This is a genomic window from Synechococcus elongatus PCC 11801 (assembly GCF_003846445.2).
GTDB lineage: Bacteria > Cyanobacteriota > Cyanobacteriia > Synechococcales > Synechococcaceae > Synechococcus > Synechococcus elongatus_A.
In genome coordinates this window covers 2232998-2249153 of sequence record NZ_CP030139.2, presented here as the reverse complement: position 1 = coordinate 2249153, position 16156 = coordinate 2232998, and the positions used below count along the sequence as shown (strand labels likewise).

At 56.3% G+C, this 16156-nt stretch carries 22 protein-coding genes; 18 read left to right on the top strand and 4 right to left on the bottom strand.

Annotation, left to right across the window (positions count from 1 at the left end):
* Positions 1-94: 94 nt before the first annotated feature.
* From DOP62_RS11220 to psb27, 16 genes are all read left to right on the top strand, one after another.
* Positions 95-1291 carry a class I SAM-dependent methyltransferase gene (locus DOP62_RS11220; protein ID WP_370538796.1) on the top strand — a complete coding sequence of 399 codons (1197 nt, stop codon included), beginning with the start codon at positions 95-97 and terminating at the stop codon, positions 1289-1291.
* Positions 1292-1376: 85 nt separating this feature from the next.
* Positions 1377-1838 carry an ATP synthase subunit I gene (locus tag DOP62_RS11215; RefSeq protein ID WP_261789920.1) on the top strand — a complete coding sequence of 154 codons (462 nt, stop codon included), beginning with the start codon at positions 1377-1379 and terminating at the stop codon, positions 1836-1838.
* A gap of 61 nt (positions 1839-1899) precedes the next feature.
* Positions 1900-2649: a F0F1 ATP synthase subunit A gene (gene atpB, locus DOP62_RS11210; protein ID WP_196794062.1), complete on the top strand. Its 750-nt coding sequence runs from the start codon at positions 1900-1902 to the stop codon at positions 2647-2649.
* Positions 2650-2791: 142 nt separating this feature from the next.
* Positions 2792-3037, top strand: a complete 246-nt coding sequence (gene atpE, locus DOP62_RS11205; RefSeq protein ID WP_011243493.1) for an ATP synthase F0 subunit C — start codon at positions 2792-2794, stop codon at positions 3035-3037.
* Positions 3038-3180: 143 nt separating this feature from the next.
* Complete coding sequence (locus DOP62_RS11200) at positions 3181-3657, top strand: F0F1 ATP synthase subunit B' (protein WP_208674853.1); 477 nt, start codon at positions 3181-3183, stop codon at positions 3655-3657.
* 43 nt (positions 3658-3700) lie between these two features.
* Positions 3701-4216, top strand: coding sequence for a F0F1 ATP synthase subunit B (locus DOP62_RS11195; RefSeq protein ID WP_208674852.1), 516 nt, complete (start codon positions 3701-3703; stop codon positions 4214-4216).
* Positions 4217-4225: 9 nt separating this feature from the next.
* Positions 4226-4768, top strand: coding sequence for an ATP synthase F1 subunit delta (gene atpH, locus DOP62_RS11190; protein WP_208674851.1), 543 nt, complete (start codon positions 4226-4228; stop codon positions 4766-4768).
* 46 nt (positions 4769-4814) lie between these two features.
* Positions 4815-6332 carry a F0F1 ATP synthase subunit alpha gene (gene atpA, locus DOP62_RS11185; protein ID WP_208674849.1) on the top strand — a complete coding sequence of 506 codons (1518 nt, stop codon included), beginning with the start codon at positions 4815-4817 and terminating at the stop codon, positions 6330-6332.
* A gap of 62 nt (positions 6333-6394) precedes the next feature.
* On the top strand, positions 6395-7345 hold the full coding sequence (locus tag DOP62_RS11180; protein ID WP_208674847.1) for a F0F1 ATP synthase subunit gamma: 951 nt from the start codon (positions 6395-6397) through the stop codon (positions 7343-7345).
* A gap of 108 nt (positions 7346-7453) precedes the next feature.
* Positions 7454-7771, top strand: coding sequence for a 2Fe-2S iron-sulfur cluster-binding protein (locus DOP62_RS11175; RefSeq protein WP_208674845.1), 318 nt, complete (start codon positions 7454-7456; stop codon positions 7769-7771).
* Positions 7771-7950, top strand: coding sequence for a hypothetical protein (locus tag DOP62_RS11170; protein ID WP_208674843.1), 180 nt, complete (start codon positions 7771-7773; stop codon positions 7948-7950). The genes DOP62_RS11175 and DOP62_RS11170 overlap by 1 nt, the downstream gene beginning before the upstream one ends.
* Positions 7932-9011 carry a DUF3326 domain-containing protein gene (locus DOP62_RS11165; RefSeq protein ID WP_208674841.1) on the top strand — a complete coding sequence of 360 codons (1080 nt, stop codon included), beginning with the start codon at positions 7932-7934 and terminating at the stop codon, positions 9009-9011. The genes DOP62_RS11170 and DOP62_RS11165 overlap by 19 nt, the downstream gene beginning before the upstream one ends.
* The gene (locus tag DOP62_RS11160) at positions 9008-9589 is read left to right on the top strand and encodes a CPBP family intramembrane glutamic endopeptidase (protein WP_208674839.1); all 582 of its coding nucleotides are present in this window, start codon (positions 9008-9010) and stop codon (positions 9587-9589) included. Before DOP62_RS11165 ends, DOP62_RS11160 begins: the two co-directional genes overlap by 4 nt.
* Positions 9570-10106 carry a hypothetical protein gene (locus DOP62_RS11155; protein WP_208674837.1) on the top strand — a complete coding sequence of 179 codons (537 nt, stop codon included), beginning with the start codon at positions 9570-9572 and terminating at the stop codon, positions 10104-10106. The genes DOP62_RS11160 and DOP62_RS11155 overlap by 20 nt, the downstream gene beginning before the upstream one ends.
* 113 nt (positions 10107-10219) lie before the next feature.
* Positions 10220-10447 (top strand): DUF7219 family protein, encoded by a 228-nt coding sequence (locus DOP62_RS11150; RefSeq protein ID WP_208674836.1) that lies wholly within the window; start codon positions 10220-10222, stop codon positions 10445-10447.
* 63 nt (positions 10448-10510) lie between these two features.
* Positions 10511-10912, top strand: a complete 402-nt coding sequence (psb27, locus tag DOP62_RS11145; RefSeq protein WP_208674834.1) for a photosystem II protein Psb27 — start codon at positions 10511-10513, stop codon at positions 10910-10912.
* An 89-nt stretch (positions 10913-11001) separates the two neighbouring features.
* Here psb27 and DOP62_RS11140 read toward each other — a convergent pair whose 3' ends face one another.
* Both DOP62_RS11140 and DOP62_RS11135 read right to left on the bottom strand, forming a co-directional pair.
* Positions 11002-12045, bottom strand: a complete 1044-nt coding sequence (locus DOP62_RS11140; protein ID WP_208674832.1) for a M23 family metallopeptidase — start codon at positions 12043-12045, stop codon at positions 11002-11004.
* An 85-nt stretch (positions 12046-12130) separates the two neighbouring features.
* Positions 12131-12898 (bottom strand): biotin--[acetyl-CoA-carboxylase] ligase, encoded by a 768-nt coding sequence (locus DOP62_RS11135; protein ID WP_208674829.1) that lies wholly within the window; start codon positions 12896-12898, stop codon positions 12131-12133.
* A gap of 45 nt (positions 12899-12943) precedes the next feature.
* Here DOP62_RS11135 and pgeF point away from each other — a divergent pair, with 45 nt between their 5' ends.
* Both pgeF and DOP62_RS11125 read left to right on the top strand, forming a co-directional pair.
* Positions 12944-13711 carry a peptidoglycan editing factor PgeF gene (pgeF, locus tag DOP62_RS11130; protein ID WP_208674827.1) on the top strand — a complete coding sequence of 256 codons (768 nt, stop codon included), beginning with the start codon at positions 12944-12946 and terminating at the stop codon, positions 13709-13711.
* 148 nt (positions 13712-13859) lie between these two features.
* The gene (locus tag DOP62_RS11125; RefSeq protein ID WP_208674825.1) at positions 13860-14024 is read left to right on the top strand and encodes a hypothetical protein; all 165 of its coding nucleotides are present in this window, start codon (positions 13860-13862) and stop codon (positions 14022-14024) included.
* A 179-nt stretch (positions 14025-14203) separates the two neighbouring features.
* Here the strand turns inward: DOP62_RS11125 and recA are convergent, their stop codons facing one another.
* A complete protein-coding gene (recA, locus tag DOP62_RS11120) occupies positions 14204-15271 on the bottom strand; it encodes a recombinase RecA (protein WP_208674823.1) in 1068 nt (355 codons plus the stop codon).
* A 124-nt stretch (positions 15272-15395) separates the two neighbouring features.
* The gene (locus tag DOP62_RS11115) at positions 15396-15956 is read right to left on the bottom strand and encodes a DUF3611 family protein (protein WP_208674821.1); all 561 of its coding nucleotides are present in this window, start codon (positions 15954-15956) and stop codon (positions 15396-15398) included.
* Between the last annotated feature and the right edge of the window lie 200 nt (positions 15957-16156).

Here is a 16156-nt window from a genome sequence, read left to right as displayed (position 1 = left end):
TGTCGTCAGCCTTGTCGAGACGCGAGCTGACAGGCGATGAAGCTGATGGATTCGACCCGACTGGGGCGATCGCTTTTCTCAGTTTTTTGCCACCATGCCCGACTCCGTCACCCAAGCCGTTTCAGCGCTCTACGACGCCTATCCGTTTCCGCCTGAACCGATGCAGGACGGACCACCACCGGGCTACAACTGGCGCTGGCACTACCCTTCAGCCTACGCCTTTTGCACGAGACAAGCACCCAAGCTGGGACGACCCCGCATCCTAGATGCGGGCTGTGGCACCGGTGTCAGCACCGACTATCTGGCGCACCTCAATCCCAGCGCAGAAATTACAGCGATCGACATCAGTGCTGGAACTTTGGCCGTGGCGCAGGAGCGCTGCCGCCGATCGGGCGTGGCTGATCGCATTCACTTCCAGCAGCTCAGTATTTACGACGTTGATCAATTGCCGGGCGAATTTGATCACATCAACTGCGTGGGGGTTTTACATCACCTTGAAGACCCCGATCGCGGGTTGGCCGCTTTGGCGAGCAAACTCGCGCCGGGTGGAATCCTCCATATCTTTGTCTATGCCGAGATTGGACGTGCTGAGATTCGGCAGATGCAGGAGGCGATCGCACTTGTGCAGGGCGATCGTCGGGGGGACTACCGCGATGGCGTGGCGATCGGGCGGGAAATCTTCAGTCAACTGCCGGCGAACAATCGGTTGCGACGACGGGAAGAAGAGCGCTGGGCACTGGAAAACCAGCGTGACGAATGCTTCGCGGATATGTATGTCCATCCCCAGGAGATTGACTACAACACGCTGACGCTGCGTCGCTGGATTGAAGGCAGTGGCCTTACCTTTCTCGGCTTTTCCGATCGCGATCGCTGGAGTCCCGATCGGCTGTTCGGCACCTCAGAAACGCTGCGCGATCGCTTCCAGTCACTCTCGGAATGGCAGCGCTACCGGCTGATTGAATTGCTCGACCCCGAAATCACCCACTTCGAATTTTTCCTCGGGCGATCGCCCCTACCACGCTGGGATTGGTCGAACGACGACCAGCTCCTACAGGCGAAACCGGTTCGTAACGAATGTCTCTACGGCTGGCCCAGTCGCGACATCTTCGATCCGGACTATCGACCGCGCACGCTTAGCGAAGCGGAATATGTCTTCCTAGAACAGTGTGATCAGCCACTGGAATCAGCTCCGACTGTCGCGACCCTCTTACAAACCAGCAGCCTCAGCCTGGCAGATGTACGGCTCTTGGTTGAGCAACAACTAGTCTTGCTGGTGCCCGCACAAACGTAAGTAAGACAGTGCAACGCTGCGTGATAGGATTACCCCTGGCTTGCGCCATATTTTGCCAACAGAACCGCTCGGTTCTGTCCGACCTGTGAGTTCCTCTGAAAGTTCTGTCCAGGACCCTGCGATCGAGGCGATTGCTTCTGCCGCAGCCGAACCCAAAACAGAAACGGCCACTGAACCTCAGTCGGATTCGATGGCAGAGTACTACGCGCTGCAGCGTCAACTGTTGCAGATCACGTTAATTTGCACAGTCGTTATTTTCGGGGCGGTCTGGTGGGCTTATAGCCTTAACACTGCTGCTAGCTACTTGCTGGGAGCGATGGGTGGGCTTCTTTACCTCCGGATGCTTGGGAAAGCGGTTGAGCGGATTGGTGAGCGCCGTCGCCAGTTTGGGAAGTCACGTCTAGCGCTATTTGTGGTGCTCATTGTTGTAGCAGCACGATGGCATTATCTGGAACTGATGCCTGTCTTTTTAGGTTTTTTGACTTATAAAGCGGCCCTGATCTGGTACACCCTGCGCACTGTATTCCCAGCTGCTGAAAACAGTTGAAGTGCAGTCGCGATCGCGGATGTAAATGGGCTCCGCATCCCTTCCTTCCGACCTCATGTCCATGCCGACTCTACTCGAACTCTCGTCAGTTTTGCCTCTCGCCGAGCTCGAGGTCGGCCAGCACTTTTACTGGCAGATCGGCAACTATCGGCTTCACGGCCAGGTCTTTTTGACCTCTTGGTTCGTGATCGCGGCCTTGGTGGTGTTGTCCCTTCTGGCGAATCGCAATCTTCAGCGCATTCCCAGCGGCCTCCAGAACTTCATGGAGTACGTTCTGGACTTCATCCGTAACCTAGCCCGCACCCAGATCGGCGAAAAGGAATATCGTCCTTGGGTTCCGTTTATTGGTACCCTGTTCCTGTTTATCTTCCTGTCCAACTGGTCCGGCGCCCTGATCCCCTGGAAGCTGATCAAGCTCCCTTCGGGTGAATTGGCTGCCCCAACCAGTGACATCAACACCACCGTAGCGCTCGCGCTATTAACCTCACTGGCGTATTTCTACGCCGGTTTCAGCCGCAAAGGGCTGGGATACTTTGGCAACTATGTCCATCCCACGCCGGTGATGCTGCCCTTCAAAATCTTGGAGGACTTCACCAAGCCCTTGTCCCTCAGCTTCCGTCTGTTTGGAAACATCTTGGCAGACGAGTTGGTTGTGGCGGTTCTCGTGCTGTTGGTGCCTCTCTTCGTGCCGCTGCCAGCAATGATTCTGGGCTTGTTTACCAGTGCGATTCAAGCGTTGATCTTTGCAACTTTGGCTGCGTCATACATCGGCGAAGCCGTCGAAGAGCATGGTGAGGAACACGCAGAGTAGTGCAGTGCGATCGCTGCCTATTTCGCGGTTAATCCCTGAGTCTGCTTGACTCTTTGCTCCCGGTCGTTGTTCAGTCTTTGAGGGACTGATCGCCCGGATCTTCCTGTCCCCCAACGTCTTAACGGTCAAGGATTTTCACGTCATGGATTCTCTTACCTCTGCTGCTTCCGTTTTGGCTGCTGCTCTGGCAGTGGGTCTCGCGGCGATTGGCCCTGGTATCGGTCAAGGTAGCGCAGCAGGTCAAGCTGTCGAAGGGATTGCTCGTCAGCCGGAAGCTGAAGGCAAAATCCGCGGCACCCTCCTGCTTTCCCTCGCTTTCATGGAAGCACTGACCATCTACGGCTTGGTCGTGGCGCTGGTTCTGCTGTTTGCTAACCCCTTCGCATAAGCTCAGCAATTTTCGGGGCGGTCTCACGGGTTGAGCCGCCCTCTCTTCTGCGCCCAATTGCCTTGCGGATCCTTCCTGTGGAACTGATGGTTGTTGGGCAGTTTTAACCGCTGTTCTCCGACCTTCCGGCGGAGCCCGTACTCATGAACGCTTGGATGATTCTTGCGGCTGAGGCCGTTCAAGAAGCTGAAGGGGGCCTATTTGACCTCGATGCCACGCTGCCTTTGATGGCAGTGCAAATCTTGGTCCTGGTCTTCTTACTCAATGCTGTTTTCTACAAACCTTTTGGCAAAGTCTTAGACGATCGCGATCAGTTTGTTCGCGGCGGTCGTCAAGACGCCAAGGCTCGTTTGGCAGAAGTCAAAGCCTTGACGGCACAGTATGAGCAGGAGCTTGCTGCCACTCGGAAGCAGTCTCAGGCTTTGATTGCTGAGGCCCAAGCTGAGGCGAGCCGGATTGCTGCACAGCAATTGGCTGAAGCTCAGCGTGAAGCTCAAGCCCAGCGTGAGCAGGCACAACAGGAAATTGACCAGCAGAAAGCGGTTGCCCTGCAAGCGCTCGATCAGCAGGTTGACGCCCTGAGCCACCAAATTCTCGATAAGCTCTTGGCCCGAGCCTAGGACTTTCTGTCCGAGTTCGGCATTGTTTTGGGTAGTGGATAGTATGTCCTCTTGGATTTTGCTCGCGCATGCTGAGACCTCTGGGTTCGGTCTCAATCTCGATCTCTTTGAAACGAACCTGATTAACCTTGCGATCATCATTGGTCTCTTGGTCTATGCAGGTCGGGGTTTCCTCGGCAATTTGCTCAGCAACCGTCGCGCTGCGATCGAAGCAGAAATCCGTGAGGTTGAAGAAAAGCTGGCGTCTTCTGCCCAAGCGCTGAGTGAAGCTCAGAAACAGCTGAAAGAAGCTGAATCCGAAGCTGCTCGTCTGCTTGCTGAGGCTAAAACCCGAGCTGCAGCGGTGCGCCAAGAGATTTTGGACAAAGCGGCTGTCGATGTTGAGCGTTTGAAAGCGACCGCTGCTCAAGACGTCAGCACCGAGCAACAGCGCGTCTTGGATGAACTGCGTCGCTATGCGGTTGCCCAAGCCTTGAGCCGAGTTGAGACACAACTGTCTCAGCAGTTGGACGAGGCTGCTCAACAGCGCCTGATCGATCGCAGCTTGGCTACGCTCTAGGACTTTGTGATGACGAGCACTTCTCAACTGTTTGATCCCTACGCAGAAGCCTTGATGGCGATCGCTCGCGAACAAGGCCTAGAGGATCGCTTTGGCGAGGATGCAGCCCTGTTCCGAACCACTTTGGCTGCTTCTGCTGATCTGCGCCAGATATTGGAAAACCCAACCTTGTTTTCCAGTCAGAAAAAAGCGGTTCTGAACCAAATTTTTGGAAGTTCAGTGCACCCTGTGGTCTTGAATTTCCTCAATCTGTTAGTCGATCGCAATCGCATCGCTTTCTTGGATGGCATTGCCGATCGCTATCAGTCTCTACTACGTCAACTTCGCAACGTGGTACGAGCAGACGTGACCTCAGCGGTTCCGTTGACTGAGTCCCAAGTGCAAGTGATCACTGACAAAGTGAAGCAACTCACTGGCGCAGCGGGTGTTGAAATTGAGAGTCAAGTCGATGCTGACCTTTTGGGCGGCGTCATTATCAAAGTTGGCTCTCAAGTCCTCGACGCGAGTCTGCGGGGCCAGCTGAAACGGATTTCGATCAGTTTGGCCGCCTAGGCTTTTTCGTTCTCTCGCAGTCTTCCCCCACCGGAATTACCCAGCCATGGTTAGCATCAGACCCGACGAAATTAGCAGCATCATTCGTCAGCAGATTGAGCAGTACAGCCAAGACGTCAAAGTTGAAAACGTCGGTACCGTTCTGCAGGTGGGTGACGGCATTGCCCGCATCTATGGTCTGCAGCAGGTGATGTCTGGCGAGTTGGTGGAGTTTGAAGACGGTACCACCGGCATCGCGCTCAACCTTGAAGAAGACAACGTTGGTGCGGTGTTGATGGGCGAAGGCCGCAACATCCAAGAGGGCAGCACGGTCAAAGCAACCGGCAAAATTGCTCAGATTCCCGTCGGTGACGCACTGGTTGGCCGTGTGGTCAGCCCCTTGGGTGCACCGTTGGATGGCAAAGGTGACATCGCTGCGAGCGAAAGCCGCCTGATCGAATCCCCGGCACCTGGCATCATTGCGCGTCGGTCGGTCCATGAGCCGATGCAAACCGGTATTACCGCGATCGACGCGATGATTCCGATCGGTCGTGGCCAGCGCGAGCTGATCATCGGTGACCGTCAGACCGGTAAAACTGCGATCGCGATCGACACCATCCTGAACCAAAAAGGCGAGGACGTAATTTGCGTCTACGTCGCCATCGGTCAGAAAGCCTCCTCGGTGGCCAACATCATCGAAGTCCTGCGGGAACGGGGTGCACTGGATTACACCGTGGTCGTGGCGGCAAACGCCTCTGAACCGGCAACCCTGCAGTATCTGGCTCCCTACGCCGGTGCCGCGATCGCCGAGTACTTCATGTACAAAGGCAAAGCCACCTTGGTCATCTACGATGACTTGACCAAGCAAGCGCAGGCGTACCGTCAGATGTCGCTGTTGCTGCGTCGTCCGCCCGGTCGCGAAGCTTACCCTGGCGACGTCTTCTACCTCCACAGCCGTTTGCTGGAGCGTGCTGCCAAACTGTCGGATGCTCTCGGTGGCGGCAGCATGACCGCACTGCCGGTGATCGAAACCCAAGCGGGTGACGTCTCGGCCTACATCCCGACCAACGTGATTTCGATTACAGACGGTCAAATCTTCCTGTCTTCTGACTTGTTCAACTCGGGTCTGCGTCCGGCAATTAACGTCGGTATCTCGGTCAGCCGGGTGGGCTCAGCAGCTCAGACCAAAGCAATCAAGAAGATTGCTGGCACGCTGAAGCTGGAGCTGGCTCAGTTCGATGAACTGGCGGCCTTCGCTCAGTTTGCTTCCGACTTGGACAAAGCCACACAAAACCAACTGGCTCGCGGCCAGCGTCTGCGCGAACTGCTGAAACAGCCTCAGTTCTCGCCGCTGATCTTGGCAGAACAAGTGGCAGTGGTCTACGCCGGTGTGAAAGGTCTGATCGACGAGATTCCGGTCAACCAAGTCACGACTTTTGTGGCTGAACTGCGCTCCTACCTGAAGACCAGCAAGCCTGAGTTCATCGAGAAAGTTCAAAGCTCGAAGCAACTCGATGACGCTTCCGAAGCATTGCTGAAAGAAGCGATCGCGGAAGTGAAGAAAAACATCTTGGCTGCTGTCTAGTCGTTCACACACTGGTTGGCGCTGCCTGATTTGCTGGGCAGCGCCGCTTTTTGGAGAAGCTCATGGCAAACCTCAAGGCGATTCGCGATCGCATCAAGTCGGTTCGCAACACCCGAAAAATTACCGAAGCCATGCGTCTGGTGGCAGCCGCCAAGGTGCGCCGGGCTCAAGAACAGGTTCTCAGTACCCGTCCTTTTGCCGATCGCCTCGCTCAAGTGCTGGCCGGTCTGCAACAGCGACTGCAATTTGAAAATGCTGACCTGCCTCTGCTACAGCGTCGTGAAGTCAAAACTGTCGCGCTGCTAGTTGTGTCGGGCGATCGCGGTCTCTGCGGTGGCTACAACGCCAGCGTCATTCGTCGGGCAGAGCAACGGTCGCGTGAACTGGCTGCCCAAGGTCTGGACTACCGCTTTGTGATCGTCGGTCGTAAAGCATCTCAGTACTTCCAACGCCGCGACCAACCGATCGAAGCCACCTACAGCGGTTTGGAACAAATCCCGACCGCCAAGGAAGCCAACGACATTGCCGATGAACTGCTGTCGCTGTTCCTGTCGGGCACGGTCGATCGGGTGGAATTGGTCTACACCAAGTTCCTTTCCTTGGTCGCTTCCAATCCTGTCGTTCAAACGCTCTTGCCCTTAGATCCCCAAGGTTTGGCCAGCAGCGACGATGAAATCTTCCGCCTCACCACCCGTGGTGGTAGCTTCACCGTCGAGCGGGAAAAACTGACCTCGGAAGTAGCACCGCTACCCCGCGACATGATCTTCGAGCAAGATCCTGTTCAAATCCTCAGTGCATTGCTGCCGCTCTACCTGAGCAATCAGCTGTTGCGGGCCCTGCAGGAAGCGGCTGCCAGCGAGTTGGCGGCACGGATGACGGCCATGAACAGCGCCAGCGACAACGCCAACGCCTTGGTGGGTCAGCTGACACTCGTCTACAACAAAGCCCGTCAGGCTGCTATTACCCAGGAACTGCTGGAAGTTGTGGCTGGAGCCGAAGCTCTAAACGGCTAGGGTTTTGCCGAGATTGAGGCCGCGCTTGAGTGAATTCGGGCGCGGTTTCTTGTTGCTGAACCGGCAGACTAGATCTTGTTGCGATCGCATCCTTTTTTCTGAAGCGCCATGGCTACTTACCAAGTTGAAGTCATTTATCAGGGTCAGTCCCAAACCTTTAGTGCCGACTCTGAACAGACGATTCTGGAATCGGCTCAGGCGGCAGGAATTGAGCTGCCTTCCTCCTGCCTGTCCGGCGTTTGTACTACCTGCGCTGGTCGAGTGCTCAGTGGTGAAATCGAGCAGCCAGATGCCATGGGTGTTGGGCCGGAACCGGCTAAGCAAGGGTTCACGCTGCTCTGTGTGGCATATCCCCGCTCTGATCTGAAAATTGAAACCCACCAAGAAGACGCGCTTTACGACCTGCAATTCGGCCAGCCGCGCTGATGACCACGCAGTTTTTGAGTGTGCTCTTGCCTTGGCAGTCAGATTTGCAGCAGTTGATTGCAGCAATTGAGACAACCCTGAGTCAGCATGGCCAGCCATTGCGCTGGGCGATCGCGGCTCGGGAAGGAGCGATGGTGCGTGTAGAAGCGGTGGTGACCTCATGCTTGGGCGATCGCTAACTACTGTCCTGATTGTTCCGACCGGCATTGGCTGTGCGGTAGGCGGCTATGCCGGTGATGCCCTGCCCTTGGCGCGGGCGATCGCCTCGGTCAGCGATCGCTTGATCACCCATCCCAATGTGATGAATGGGGCGAGTCTCTACTGGCCGCTGTCCAACGTCGCCTACGTGGAAGGCTATGCCCTCGATCGCTTTGCAGCGGGCGATTGGCAACTGCAACCTGTCCATCGCAACCGCATTGGTCTACTCCTCGATGCGGCAATCGAGCCAGAGTTACGGATTCGCCACCAGCAGGTCGCAGAAGCAGCCCAAGCCACGCTGGGGTTGGCGGTGACAGCAGCAGTGATCACGGATGCTCCTTTGGGCGTGACCCTGCGCCAGGCGGACTCTGGATCAACCTGGGGCACAATCGATCGCCCCGATAGTCTGCTGCGGGCGGCAGAGCAGCTCTTGAAAGCAGGGTGTGAGGCGATCGCTGTCATCGCCCGTTTTCCCGATGATCCGGGGGCGATCGCCCTGCAGGAATATCGTCAAGGCCAAGGCGTCGATCCACTGGCGGGGGCCGAAGCCGTGATCAGTCATCTGATCGTGCGAGAGTTTCAAGTGCCCTGCGCCCATGCACCAGCGCTGCAGCCCTTACCGCTAGACACCAGCATTTCACCGCGCTCGGCAGCAGAAGAATTGGGGCATACCTTCCTGCCTTGTGTTTTGGCGGGGCTGAGTCGGGCGCCCCGCTATTGTTCGGCAAGCGAGACAATCACCGATGCTCTGCGACCGGAGTCTGTGGATGTCGTCGTTGCCCCTGAGAGTGCGATCGGTGGTCCCGGCATTCTCCACTGGGCAGCACGGGGAATTCCGATTCTGGCCGTAGCGGAGAATCAATCTACGTTGGACCTACGACCGGCAGATCTGGGAGTTTCTGTTCAGCGGGTCCAGACTCATTTGGAAGCAGTAGGCTGGCTAGCAGCTTATCGAGCAGGTCTTGATCCTGGGGCTCTCTCGCCGGGCGATCGCCGCTTGTCATACTTGAACCATGCTGTCCAGCAGGCCATGAGCGGATGACGAGCCCCGCCCCCGAAGACGTGTTGAGCCGTCAGCAGATTTTGCTGGCTGTTGCCTGTACGGCGATCGCATTACTGATTGGTGCCAAGCTCTGGCAGCGAGTTGGTGCGATTCCCCAGCTACCCTGGCGCTGGCAACCGGAACTGGCGATCGCAGGGTTGGGTGTGGCGATCGGGGTGCTGCTCTTGAGTCGGCTCTGCTATCAACTCTGGCCCGGCTATCGTCAAAGCAGTGACTTCTACCTCGCGATCGTTCTCAAACCCCTCACTTGGGCAGACCTACTCTGGATTGGCTTGCTGCCGGGGCTGAGTGAAGAACTCCTGTTTCGGGGCGTGGCGCTGCCGGCGATCGGTCTCAACTGGCAAGGAGTCCTGATCAGCAGCTTGCTGTTTGGCAGCCTCCATCTCGGGGGGCGCAGCCAATGGCCCTATGCCCTGATGGCCACGGGCGTGGGCTTTGTCTTGGGCTGGACTGCTGTGGAAACAGGGAATCTACTGCTGCCGATTACGGCTCACATCTGTATCAACTGGGGCTCGGCCCTGTGGTGGAAACTTGACCATGACCGCGATCGCCCCTGACTGGGAAGCCCTTCTCCAATCCGATGCAGCCGTCTTGGCTGAGCAACTGTTAACTGCAGAGCGATCGGCACGATCGCAGCGACCACAAGTCTCCGCTGAAGCACTAGAAGGGGTGTGGCAACTGCAAGCAGTGCTCAACAAAACAGGGCGTCTGCAGCGGTGGCCCTCATTCCTGCCTGCGACTTTGGAATATCGCTGGACCGAAGCTGAAAGTGGTCAAATTACCAATCAAGTTTGCCTAGCTGCGCTGCGTTTCTGTTTTCAAGGGCCTTGCCAGTTCGAAACAGGACGGAATCTGCTCTGGTTTGACTTCGAACAATGGCAACTCGCTTGGGGCGATCGCCTTCTGATCCAAGGAAGATTGAGACGGTCAGCTCCTGCTGCGCTGCGCGATCGCCTACAGCAGCGTCCCCGTCCGAAGCTGCCATTTTTTCATTATTTCTCCGTCACACCAGCTGCGATCGCTGCACGGGGTCGCGGGGGTGGTGTGGCCTTGTGGTTGCGGTCCTCTCGCTAGACGACTGGGCTGTCGAGACTGGACAAAAGTGGTTTACGTCACAATTGACACGAACAGTCTCTTGCTAAGACTGAGGCAAATCTCTTCTGTCTGCCAGCGAACTGGCCAAGGTTATGCTCTATCCACGTCAACGCTACCGCGGTGAGCCTTGGACTCCTCAAGCAGCAGCTTTCCACAACAACTTAGAAGAATTCGCAGAGCAAGTAGGACTGATTGTTGGGCTGCAATCCAATGGCAAACTCAGCCAAGATCAAGCCTATGCCCGCATTAAAAGCCTGTGGGACAAGCTGCAAACCAGTCATGAACACTTGCTCAAGTCTCCCGATTCGCCAGCATCTTGATGCCAGTCGCTTCACCGCTGCGGGATAGGATAGGAAAAATTCCTGACTCTTTCTGGAGCGCCTATGACTCGCCCTCTTGCACGCCTGTTTGCGATCGTGCTCGTTGCCGTCATTGGCTTAACGGCTTGTACCGGTGGTGGTGACTCGGCAATCAGTGGCAACTATCGTCAGGACACCCTGGCCGTTGTGACGAGTCTGCGCAATGCAATCACGCTGCCAGATGATGCTCCTGAGAAAAGTACGGCTCAAGCTGAAGCCCGCAAACTGATCAATGATTTTGCCTCACGCTACCGCCGCGACAGTCGTGTTTCAGGGCTGTCCTCCTTCACGACCATGCAAACCGCTTTGAATAGCTTGGCTGGTCACTACAGCTCCTATCCCAATAGACCGGTGCCCGAGAAGCTGAAGAAGCGTCTCGAGAAAGAGTTCCGCATGGTAGAGCTGGCGCTGAACCGCGAAGCCTAAGCTACATCTGACAACCACAACCTAAAAGGCGGACGGCTCAAGATTTCGGGTCGTCCGCTTTTGCTTGGGCGATCGCACGTTACGGGTTGCTAGCCTTGCGGTTTTTCTAAGACTTGGAGAAGCTTGCTGAGCAGCAGAGCGAGCTGATTGTCGTTCTGGGTCTCTGAGCCTTGCAGCGTGGCAAAAATACCGCCCAGCGCCTGCTGGAGCTGGTTATCGCTGTTGACAGCAACCCAACTGCCACCGCGAGGTTCGCGTAGCTCAAAGTGCAGGTGTGGTCCTGTGGCTGTGCCCGTCATGCCAACTCGGCCAATGACCTCGCCCTGTTTGACGCGATCGCCGGGACGGACAAAGATTTCTGAGAGGTGAGCGTAGAGGGTTTCCCGCAGCGGGTCTTGATGGTTCAAGACAACCGTCAGGCCGTAGCCACCCAGAAAGTCTGCGATCGCCACGGTCCCAGAGAAAGCAGCGACGACTGGCGTTCCCATCGGAGCAGCGATGTCGGTGCCCGTGTGCATGCGATAGTCGCCAAACACCGGATGCACGCGCCAGCCAAAGGTGGAGCTAATGGCAGCGCGGACACTCAGGGGAAAAAGAAGCTGGCGATCGCCATTGTTCTGAATGCCATCGGGTCGCGCCGTGCGGTTCAAGTATTGCGCCACATTCAACGTGTTGCCGAGCTGGCGACCGAGGTAGGAAACCGCTACAGACAGCGGATTCGTCGAAGGCGGCTGGAGGCGACCCAAGTTCGGTACTGCCTCGCCCGTAATCGGGTCGATTTGCAGCTCCCCGCCAGTGGTGATTGCCGTATTACTGTTCTGCTCCGCTTGCTGACATTCTCGCGGTGAGAGCGCGCCGGCAAACTCTGGGTTACCACAGGCTGATCGCAGCCGCGCTCGCAAATCTACCTGCGGGAAGGCTTCAGGATTGTCGCGCCGTAACCGCACTTCTCCGAGATCATTCCCCGGCTGAGGTGAGGGGCGTAGCCGCAAATCATCGGGTAGACTCGGGAGCGCTTCGGGGGTCGTTGGAGTGGGGACTGACTGTGCCTGACCCGAGGGGGCTGAAACTCCGATCAGCACGGTTGTAGCACTGAGCAGGGCAGCCAATGTAGAGGAGAACGGGCGATTCACAGGGGCCTCGACAAAATGCAGCACTTGCCTCTGAGAATTGAGTCCCAAAATTAGCAAGCTTTCCCAGTGTAAAAACTCGATCCCGTTATTGGCGTATTGATGGCTCAGTTTCAGCATGACGGAGCAGATGCCAGAGACTAAGCTCACCGGGCTGAACACAATAGTCACGATCGCACCCGCGCAGTCGCAGCCCGCCACTGGGATCAATACCAATCAAGGTCATGGTCTGCTGTTCCCACTCAAAGCGATCGCCGCGCCGATAGAGCCATTGATCGTATTGGGGTAGTAATGTTTCCCACTCAGCGACTAACCACCGATCCAAACCTGCTTGTAGTCCTTGAAGCACTGCGATCGCTAGATTTGGCAAGTCTGCCCAAGCAGTCGTCACGCGACTGAGGGCAATACCCGTCTCAGGAACTGGATTATTCCAATTCAAGCCCAGACCAATCACTGCCTCTCGCAAGCGATCGCCCTGCAGACGAGTTTCAACCAGGATTCCTCCAAGTTTGCGATCGCACAGCACCAGATCGTTCGGCCATTTCAACTGAACCGGAACCTGCGATCGCAGCGCTTGCGCAACGCCCCAAGCAGATCCAAACATCAAGCGCGCCGATTCTGTTGCGGGTAAATCGACACTGAGTCCCAAGGAGAGATAGAGGCCACCCAAGGGCGACAACCAACTCCGTCCCTGCTGTCCTCGTCCGGCTCGCTGTTGCGCAGCAATCAGCACCTGATCATGGCGATCAACCTGCTGCCACAGCTGCGCATTGGTGGAATCTGTGACGGCGATTGTCCGGATGTTATAGCGCAGTCCGGCTTGCTGAGCTTGCTGTTGGAGATTCAAACAAACCATTCGCTAGGCTGGACAACAGGACTCTGACGGCTCAAGTTCATTGCCATGATTGCAGACGTTGACCATTGGTTTTGGCAAGACACCTCAGCAGGAACTTATCTTCGCTGCCAATTGTTGGCTGACTTTGAGCATGGCTTTTTTACCCGTACCTTTGCACCAGCCGAACCCCATCAGCTTCAACCGTTCCTGAATCCACAAGCCTCTGTCCATCGCGTCAAACAAGTTCACGGCAACACGGTCTTACCAGCCACGATCGCACCACATACCGCGTCACCGCTCTCCGAAGCCGATGGCCTTTACAGCGAAGCAGCTGGCCAATCGCTTTGGGTCTGCTCTGCCGATTGCACCCCTGCTTTAGTCGCTGATGTTCAGCAGGGTCAAGTTGCCGCCGTTCATGCCGGCTGGCGGGGAACTGCTGCTGGTGTTTTGCGTATTGCAGTGCAACAGCTTCTTGCGCAAGGTAGTCAACCGGAGGATCTGCGCGTTGCCCTCGGCCCTGCGATCGCCGGTGAAGTCTATCAAGTCGAGCAGCAGGTGGCCCTGCAAACGCTGCAATCGCTAGAACCGACGCTCACGGATCCCCAACCGTTCTTGGCGGGATCCTCGCCTGCCGTCTTGCCGGATCCCGATCGCGATCGCCTGCGACTGGATGTTCGTCAGGTCAACCGCCAGCAGCTATTGCAGTTGGGATTGAAGGACGATCAAATCGCGATCGCGCCGCACTGCACCTTCCAAGATGAAACCCGCTTCTTCTCCTATCGCCGCAGTAATCAGCGGCAAGTACAGTGGTCAGGCATCGTTAGTCGCTCTTAAGTTTCTACGGAATCAACACATGGACAAGGATGATAAGATAGTCATTCTGCGTTCGTGTGGGCATGGCTGGGCGATCGCCACGATCTAAGCCCCTTGCCCCTGTCGGTTTTGTTAGACAGTCCGCACCGTTCTTTCGCGAGAGGTCACCATGGCGAAGCGCCGCAACCTGAAAAAAGAAAAAGCTCTCCGTAACGAAGCCTATGCTCGTAAGTTCCGGAAACGGAACCTGCGCAGCCGGGGTCGTCGCCCATCTCCGTTTGCCAATAGCCAAAGTAACGAAGAAAAAGGCACGGAAACCACGGAAGCAGCCTAGATTCAGCTGCGATCACTCGCTTGAATCACTGCTACTCATTAGTGCCTTAAGTGTTAAAGTCCCCAGTCAGCGATTGGGGACTTTTGCTTTAGGTGATGAGTGCAGGCTCAACCAATGGGCAAAACGGGCATCGTTCCCATCGGTCGATGAAGTCGGCAATGATGGGGCTAACGCCTGCTTTAGTCTTCGTCGGCTGTCACCGCAGCAGGAGCAGCCCCAACCGTATTGGCTGAGACTTGGGCACCGAGAGCTAATTTTTCACGCACTTGCTGCTCGACCGTTGCTCGGAAGTCGGGATGTTCGTCGAGGTAAGTAATCGTGTTGTCGCGACCTTGGCCGATATTGTCGCCGTTGTAGCTGTACCAAGCGCCCTTACGCAGGATCACGCCAGTTTCTTCGGCCAAATCGACCAAACAACCGAGGGTAGAAATGCCTTTGCCGAAGAGAATGTCAAATTCGGCAATGCGGAAGGGTGGTGCCACCTTGTTTTTGACAACCTTGACCTTGGCGCGGGTACCGTATTCTTCCGTTCCTTTTTTTAGGGTTTGAATCCGACGAATATCCAGACGGACAGACGCGTAGAACTTCAGGGCTTGGCCACCGGTCGTCGTCTCAGGGCTACCGTAGGTGACGCCGATCTTTTGGCGCAACTGGTTCAGGAAGATGACCGTACAGCCTGATTTGCCAATGTTGCCAGTGATTTTCCGCATCGCTTGGCTCATCAAGCGAGCCTGCAGACCCACTTGGGTATCACCCATTTCCCCTTCAATTTCAGCGCGGGGAACGAGGGCTGCAACTGAGTCGATCACCACAATGTCGACTGCTGCCGAGCGCACCAGTTGATCAACAATTTCCAGTGCCATCTCGCCAGTGTCGGGCTGAGAGATCAGCAAGTTATCGATGTCGACCCCTAAGGCTGTGGCATAGACCGGATCAAGGGCGTGTTCAGCATCCACAAAAGCAGCAATGCCTCCCTGCTTTTGAACTTCGGCGATCGCATGCAAGGTGAGTGTGGTTTTACCCGAGCTTTCGGGGCCATAAACTTCGATAATCCGACCCTTGGGCAAACCACCTCCCAGCGCCAGATCAAGGGTCAGCGCCCCCGTGGGAATCGTTTCGACCCGCAGCCGCGCCGCGTCGCCAAGGCGCATGATGGCACCCTTACCAAAGTTGCGCTCAATCTGGCTGAGCACAAGATTTAGGGCTTTTTCCTTCTCTGGAGCGATCGCGTCCGATTTGCTAGCCATAGGGGTCTCGGGGAGTGGCCTCTATGTTATTACACGCCTCTCCGATCGCCGTGTGCGATCCCACGCCAGTTCGTGGGTCATAGAGATGACGTAGCCAAGGTCTCCCAGAGGGGTCAGATGTTGCCTAGCGGTTGGCGCCTTGGGACAGAATGCGCAGAAGCCAGAGACTGACAAATAGTGAGAGCACGTGCCCTGTCAGCACTTGGGTATTAGAGAGCATGGAAAACATTTCCAGCGACGTAATCGCGTTGTTCCCCATCTGGTTATTGAGACCGGTAAAGCCAGGCTGCTGCATCGAGGCTTGGAAGGTCAGGCTACCGGCAAGGGCTTGATAGCCCAAGACTGCAATCAGCAAACCTGCCGCATTCACCCAAATGCCACGCACTACAAAATTTCGGGTTTCAGCGCGGCTCGGTCGCCGGAGCGGATCGCCATTCAAGCGCTGACCCAATTGGACGTAGCGAAAGGCGTGGTAGGTGGTGTAAGCCAAGGCCACCAAGGCCAGTGAGGTCATCGAGAGACCAGGCCCTAAGCCAACAATGCGATCGCGGGTCAGGGCACGGCCTAGGTTGTTGAACATCAACACCCCAAAAGCGACGACGGCAAGGGTGATTTGCGTCCAAAAAATCCCCCAGCCCAAAAGTCGGAACTGGGTCGCAATTCGCTGGAGAGTGACTTTATCCACAGAAGATGCCTAGCTTTTGCGTGCATTGACCAAACTCTCCGTCGAGTTGGGAGAGGCGGAGGTGTAGACAGGCTGCCCACGACCACGATCGTACGTGCAGCTCTGCGACCTGTCGAAGGTAACGGGTTACTTTTTCAATCCCTTAGCCTGCGGGCTGAGCTTGGGTTCCACTTGAGATCGACCATTGCTCTTCACTGAAC

What these genes read in the sequence shown, in the direction of transcription:
- DOP62_RS11220 (WP_370538796.1), top strand. Translation starts at nt 95, where the DNA reads ATGCCCGACTCCGTCACCCAAGCCGTTTCAGCGCTCTACGACGCCTAT.
- atpB (WP_196794062.1), top strand. Translation starts at nt 1,900, where the DNA reads ATGCCGACTCTACTCGAACTCTCGTCAGTTTTGCCTCTCGCCGAGCTC.
- atpE (WP_011243493.1), top strand. Translation starts at nt 2,792, where the DNA reads ATGGATTCTCTTACCTCTGCTGCTTCCGTTTTGGCTGCTGCTCTGGCA.
- DOP62_RS11200 (WP_208674853.1), top strand. Translation starts at nt 3,181, where the DNA reads ATGAACGCTTGGATGATTCTTGCGGCTGAGGCCGTTCAAGAAGCTGAA.
- DOP62_RS11195 (WP_208674852.1), top strand. Translation starts at nt 3,701, where the DNA reads ATGTCCTCTTGGATTTTGCTCGCGCATGCTGAGACCTCTGGGTTCGGT.
- atpH (WP_208674851.1), top strand. Translation starts at nt 4,226, where the DNA reads ATGACGAGCACTTCTCAACTGTTTGATCCCTACGCAGAAGCCTTGATG.
- atpA (WP_208674849.1), top strand. Translation starts at nt 4,815, where the DNA reads ATGGTTAGCATCAGACCCGACGAAATTAGCAGCATCATTCGTCAGCAG.
- DOP62_RS11180 (WP_208674847.1), top strand. Translation starts at nt 6,395, where the DNA reads ATGGCAAACCTCAAGGCGATTCGCGATCGCATCAAGTCGGTTCGCAAC.
- DOP62_RS11175 (WP_208674845.1), top strand. Translation starts at nt 7,454, where the DNA reads ATGGCTACTTACCAAGTTGAAGTCATTTATCAGGGTCAGTCCCAAACC.
- DOP62_RS11170 (WP_208674843.1), top strand. Translation starts at nt 7,771, where the DNA reads ATGACCACGCAGTTTTTGAGTGTGCTCTTGCCTTGGCAGTCAGATTTG.
- DOP62_RS11165 (WP_208674841.1), top strand. Translation starts at nt 7,932, where the DNA reads ATGCTTGGGCGATCGCTAACTACTGTCCTGATTGTTCCGACCGGCATT.
- DOP62_RS11160 (WP_208674839.1), top strand. Translation starts at nt 9,008, where the DNA reads ATGACGAGCCCCGCCCCCGAAGACGTGTTGAGCCGTCAGCAGATTTTG.
- DOP62_RS11155 (WP_208674837.1), top strand. Translation starts at nt 9,570, where the DNA reads ATGACCGCGATCGCCCCTGACTGGGAAGCCCTTCTCCAATCCGATGCA.
- DOP62_RS11150 (WP_208674836.1), top strand. Translation starts at nt 10,220, where the DNA reads ATGCTCTATCCACGTCAACGCTACCGCGGTGAGCCTTGGACTCCTCAA.
- psb27 (WP_208674834.1), top strand. Translation starts at nt 10,511, where the DNA reads ATGACTCGCCCTCTTGCACGCCTGTTTGCGATCGTGCTCGTTGCCGTC.
- DOP62_RS11135 (WP_208674829.1), bottom strand. Translation starts at nt 12,898, where the DNA reads ATGGTTTGTTTGAATCTCCAACAGCAAGCTCAGCAAGCCGGACTGCGC.
- pgeF (WP_208674827.1), top strand. Translation starts at nt 12,944, where the DNA reads ATGATTGCAGACGTTGACCATTGGTTTTGGCAAGACACCTCAGCAGGA.
- DOP62_RS11125 (WP_208674825.1), top strand. Translation starts at nt 13,860, where the DNA reads ATGGCGAAGCGCCGCAACCTGAAAAAAGAAAAAGCTCTCCGTAACGAA.
- recA (WP_208674823.1), bottom strand. Translation starts at nt 15,271, where the DNA reads ATGGCTAGCAAATCGGACGCGATCGCTCCAGAGAAGGAAAAAGCCCTA.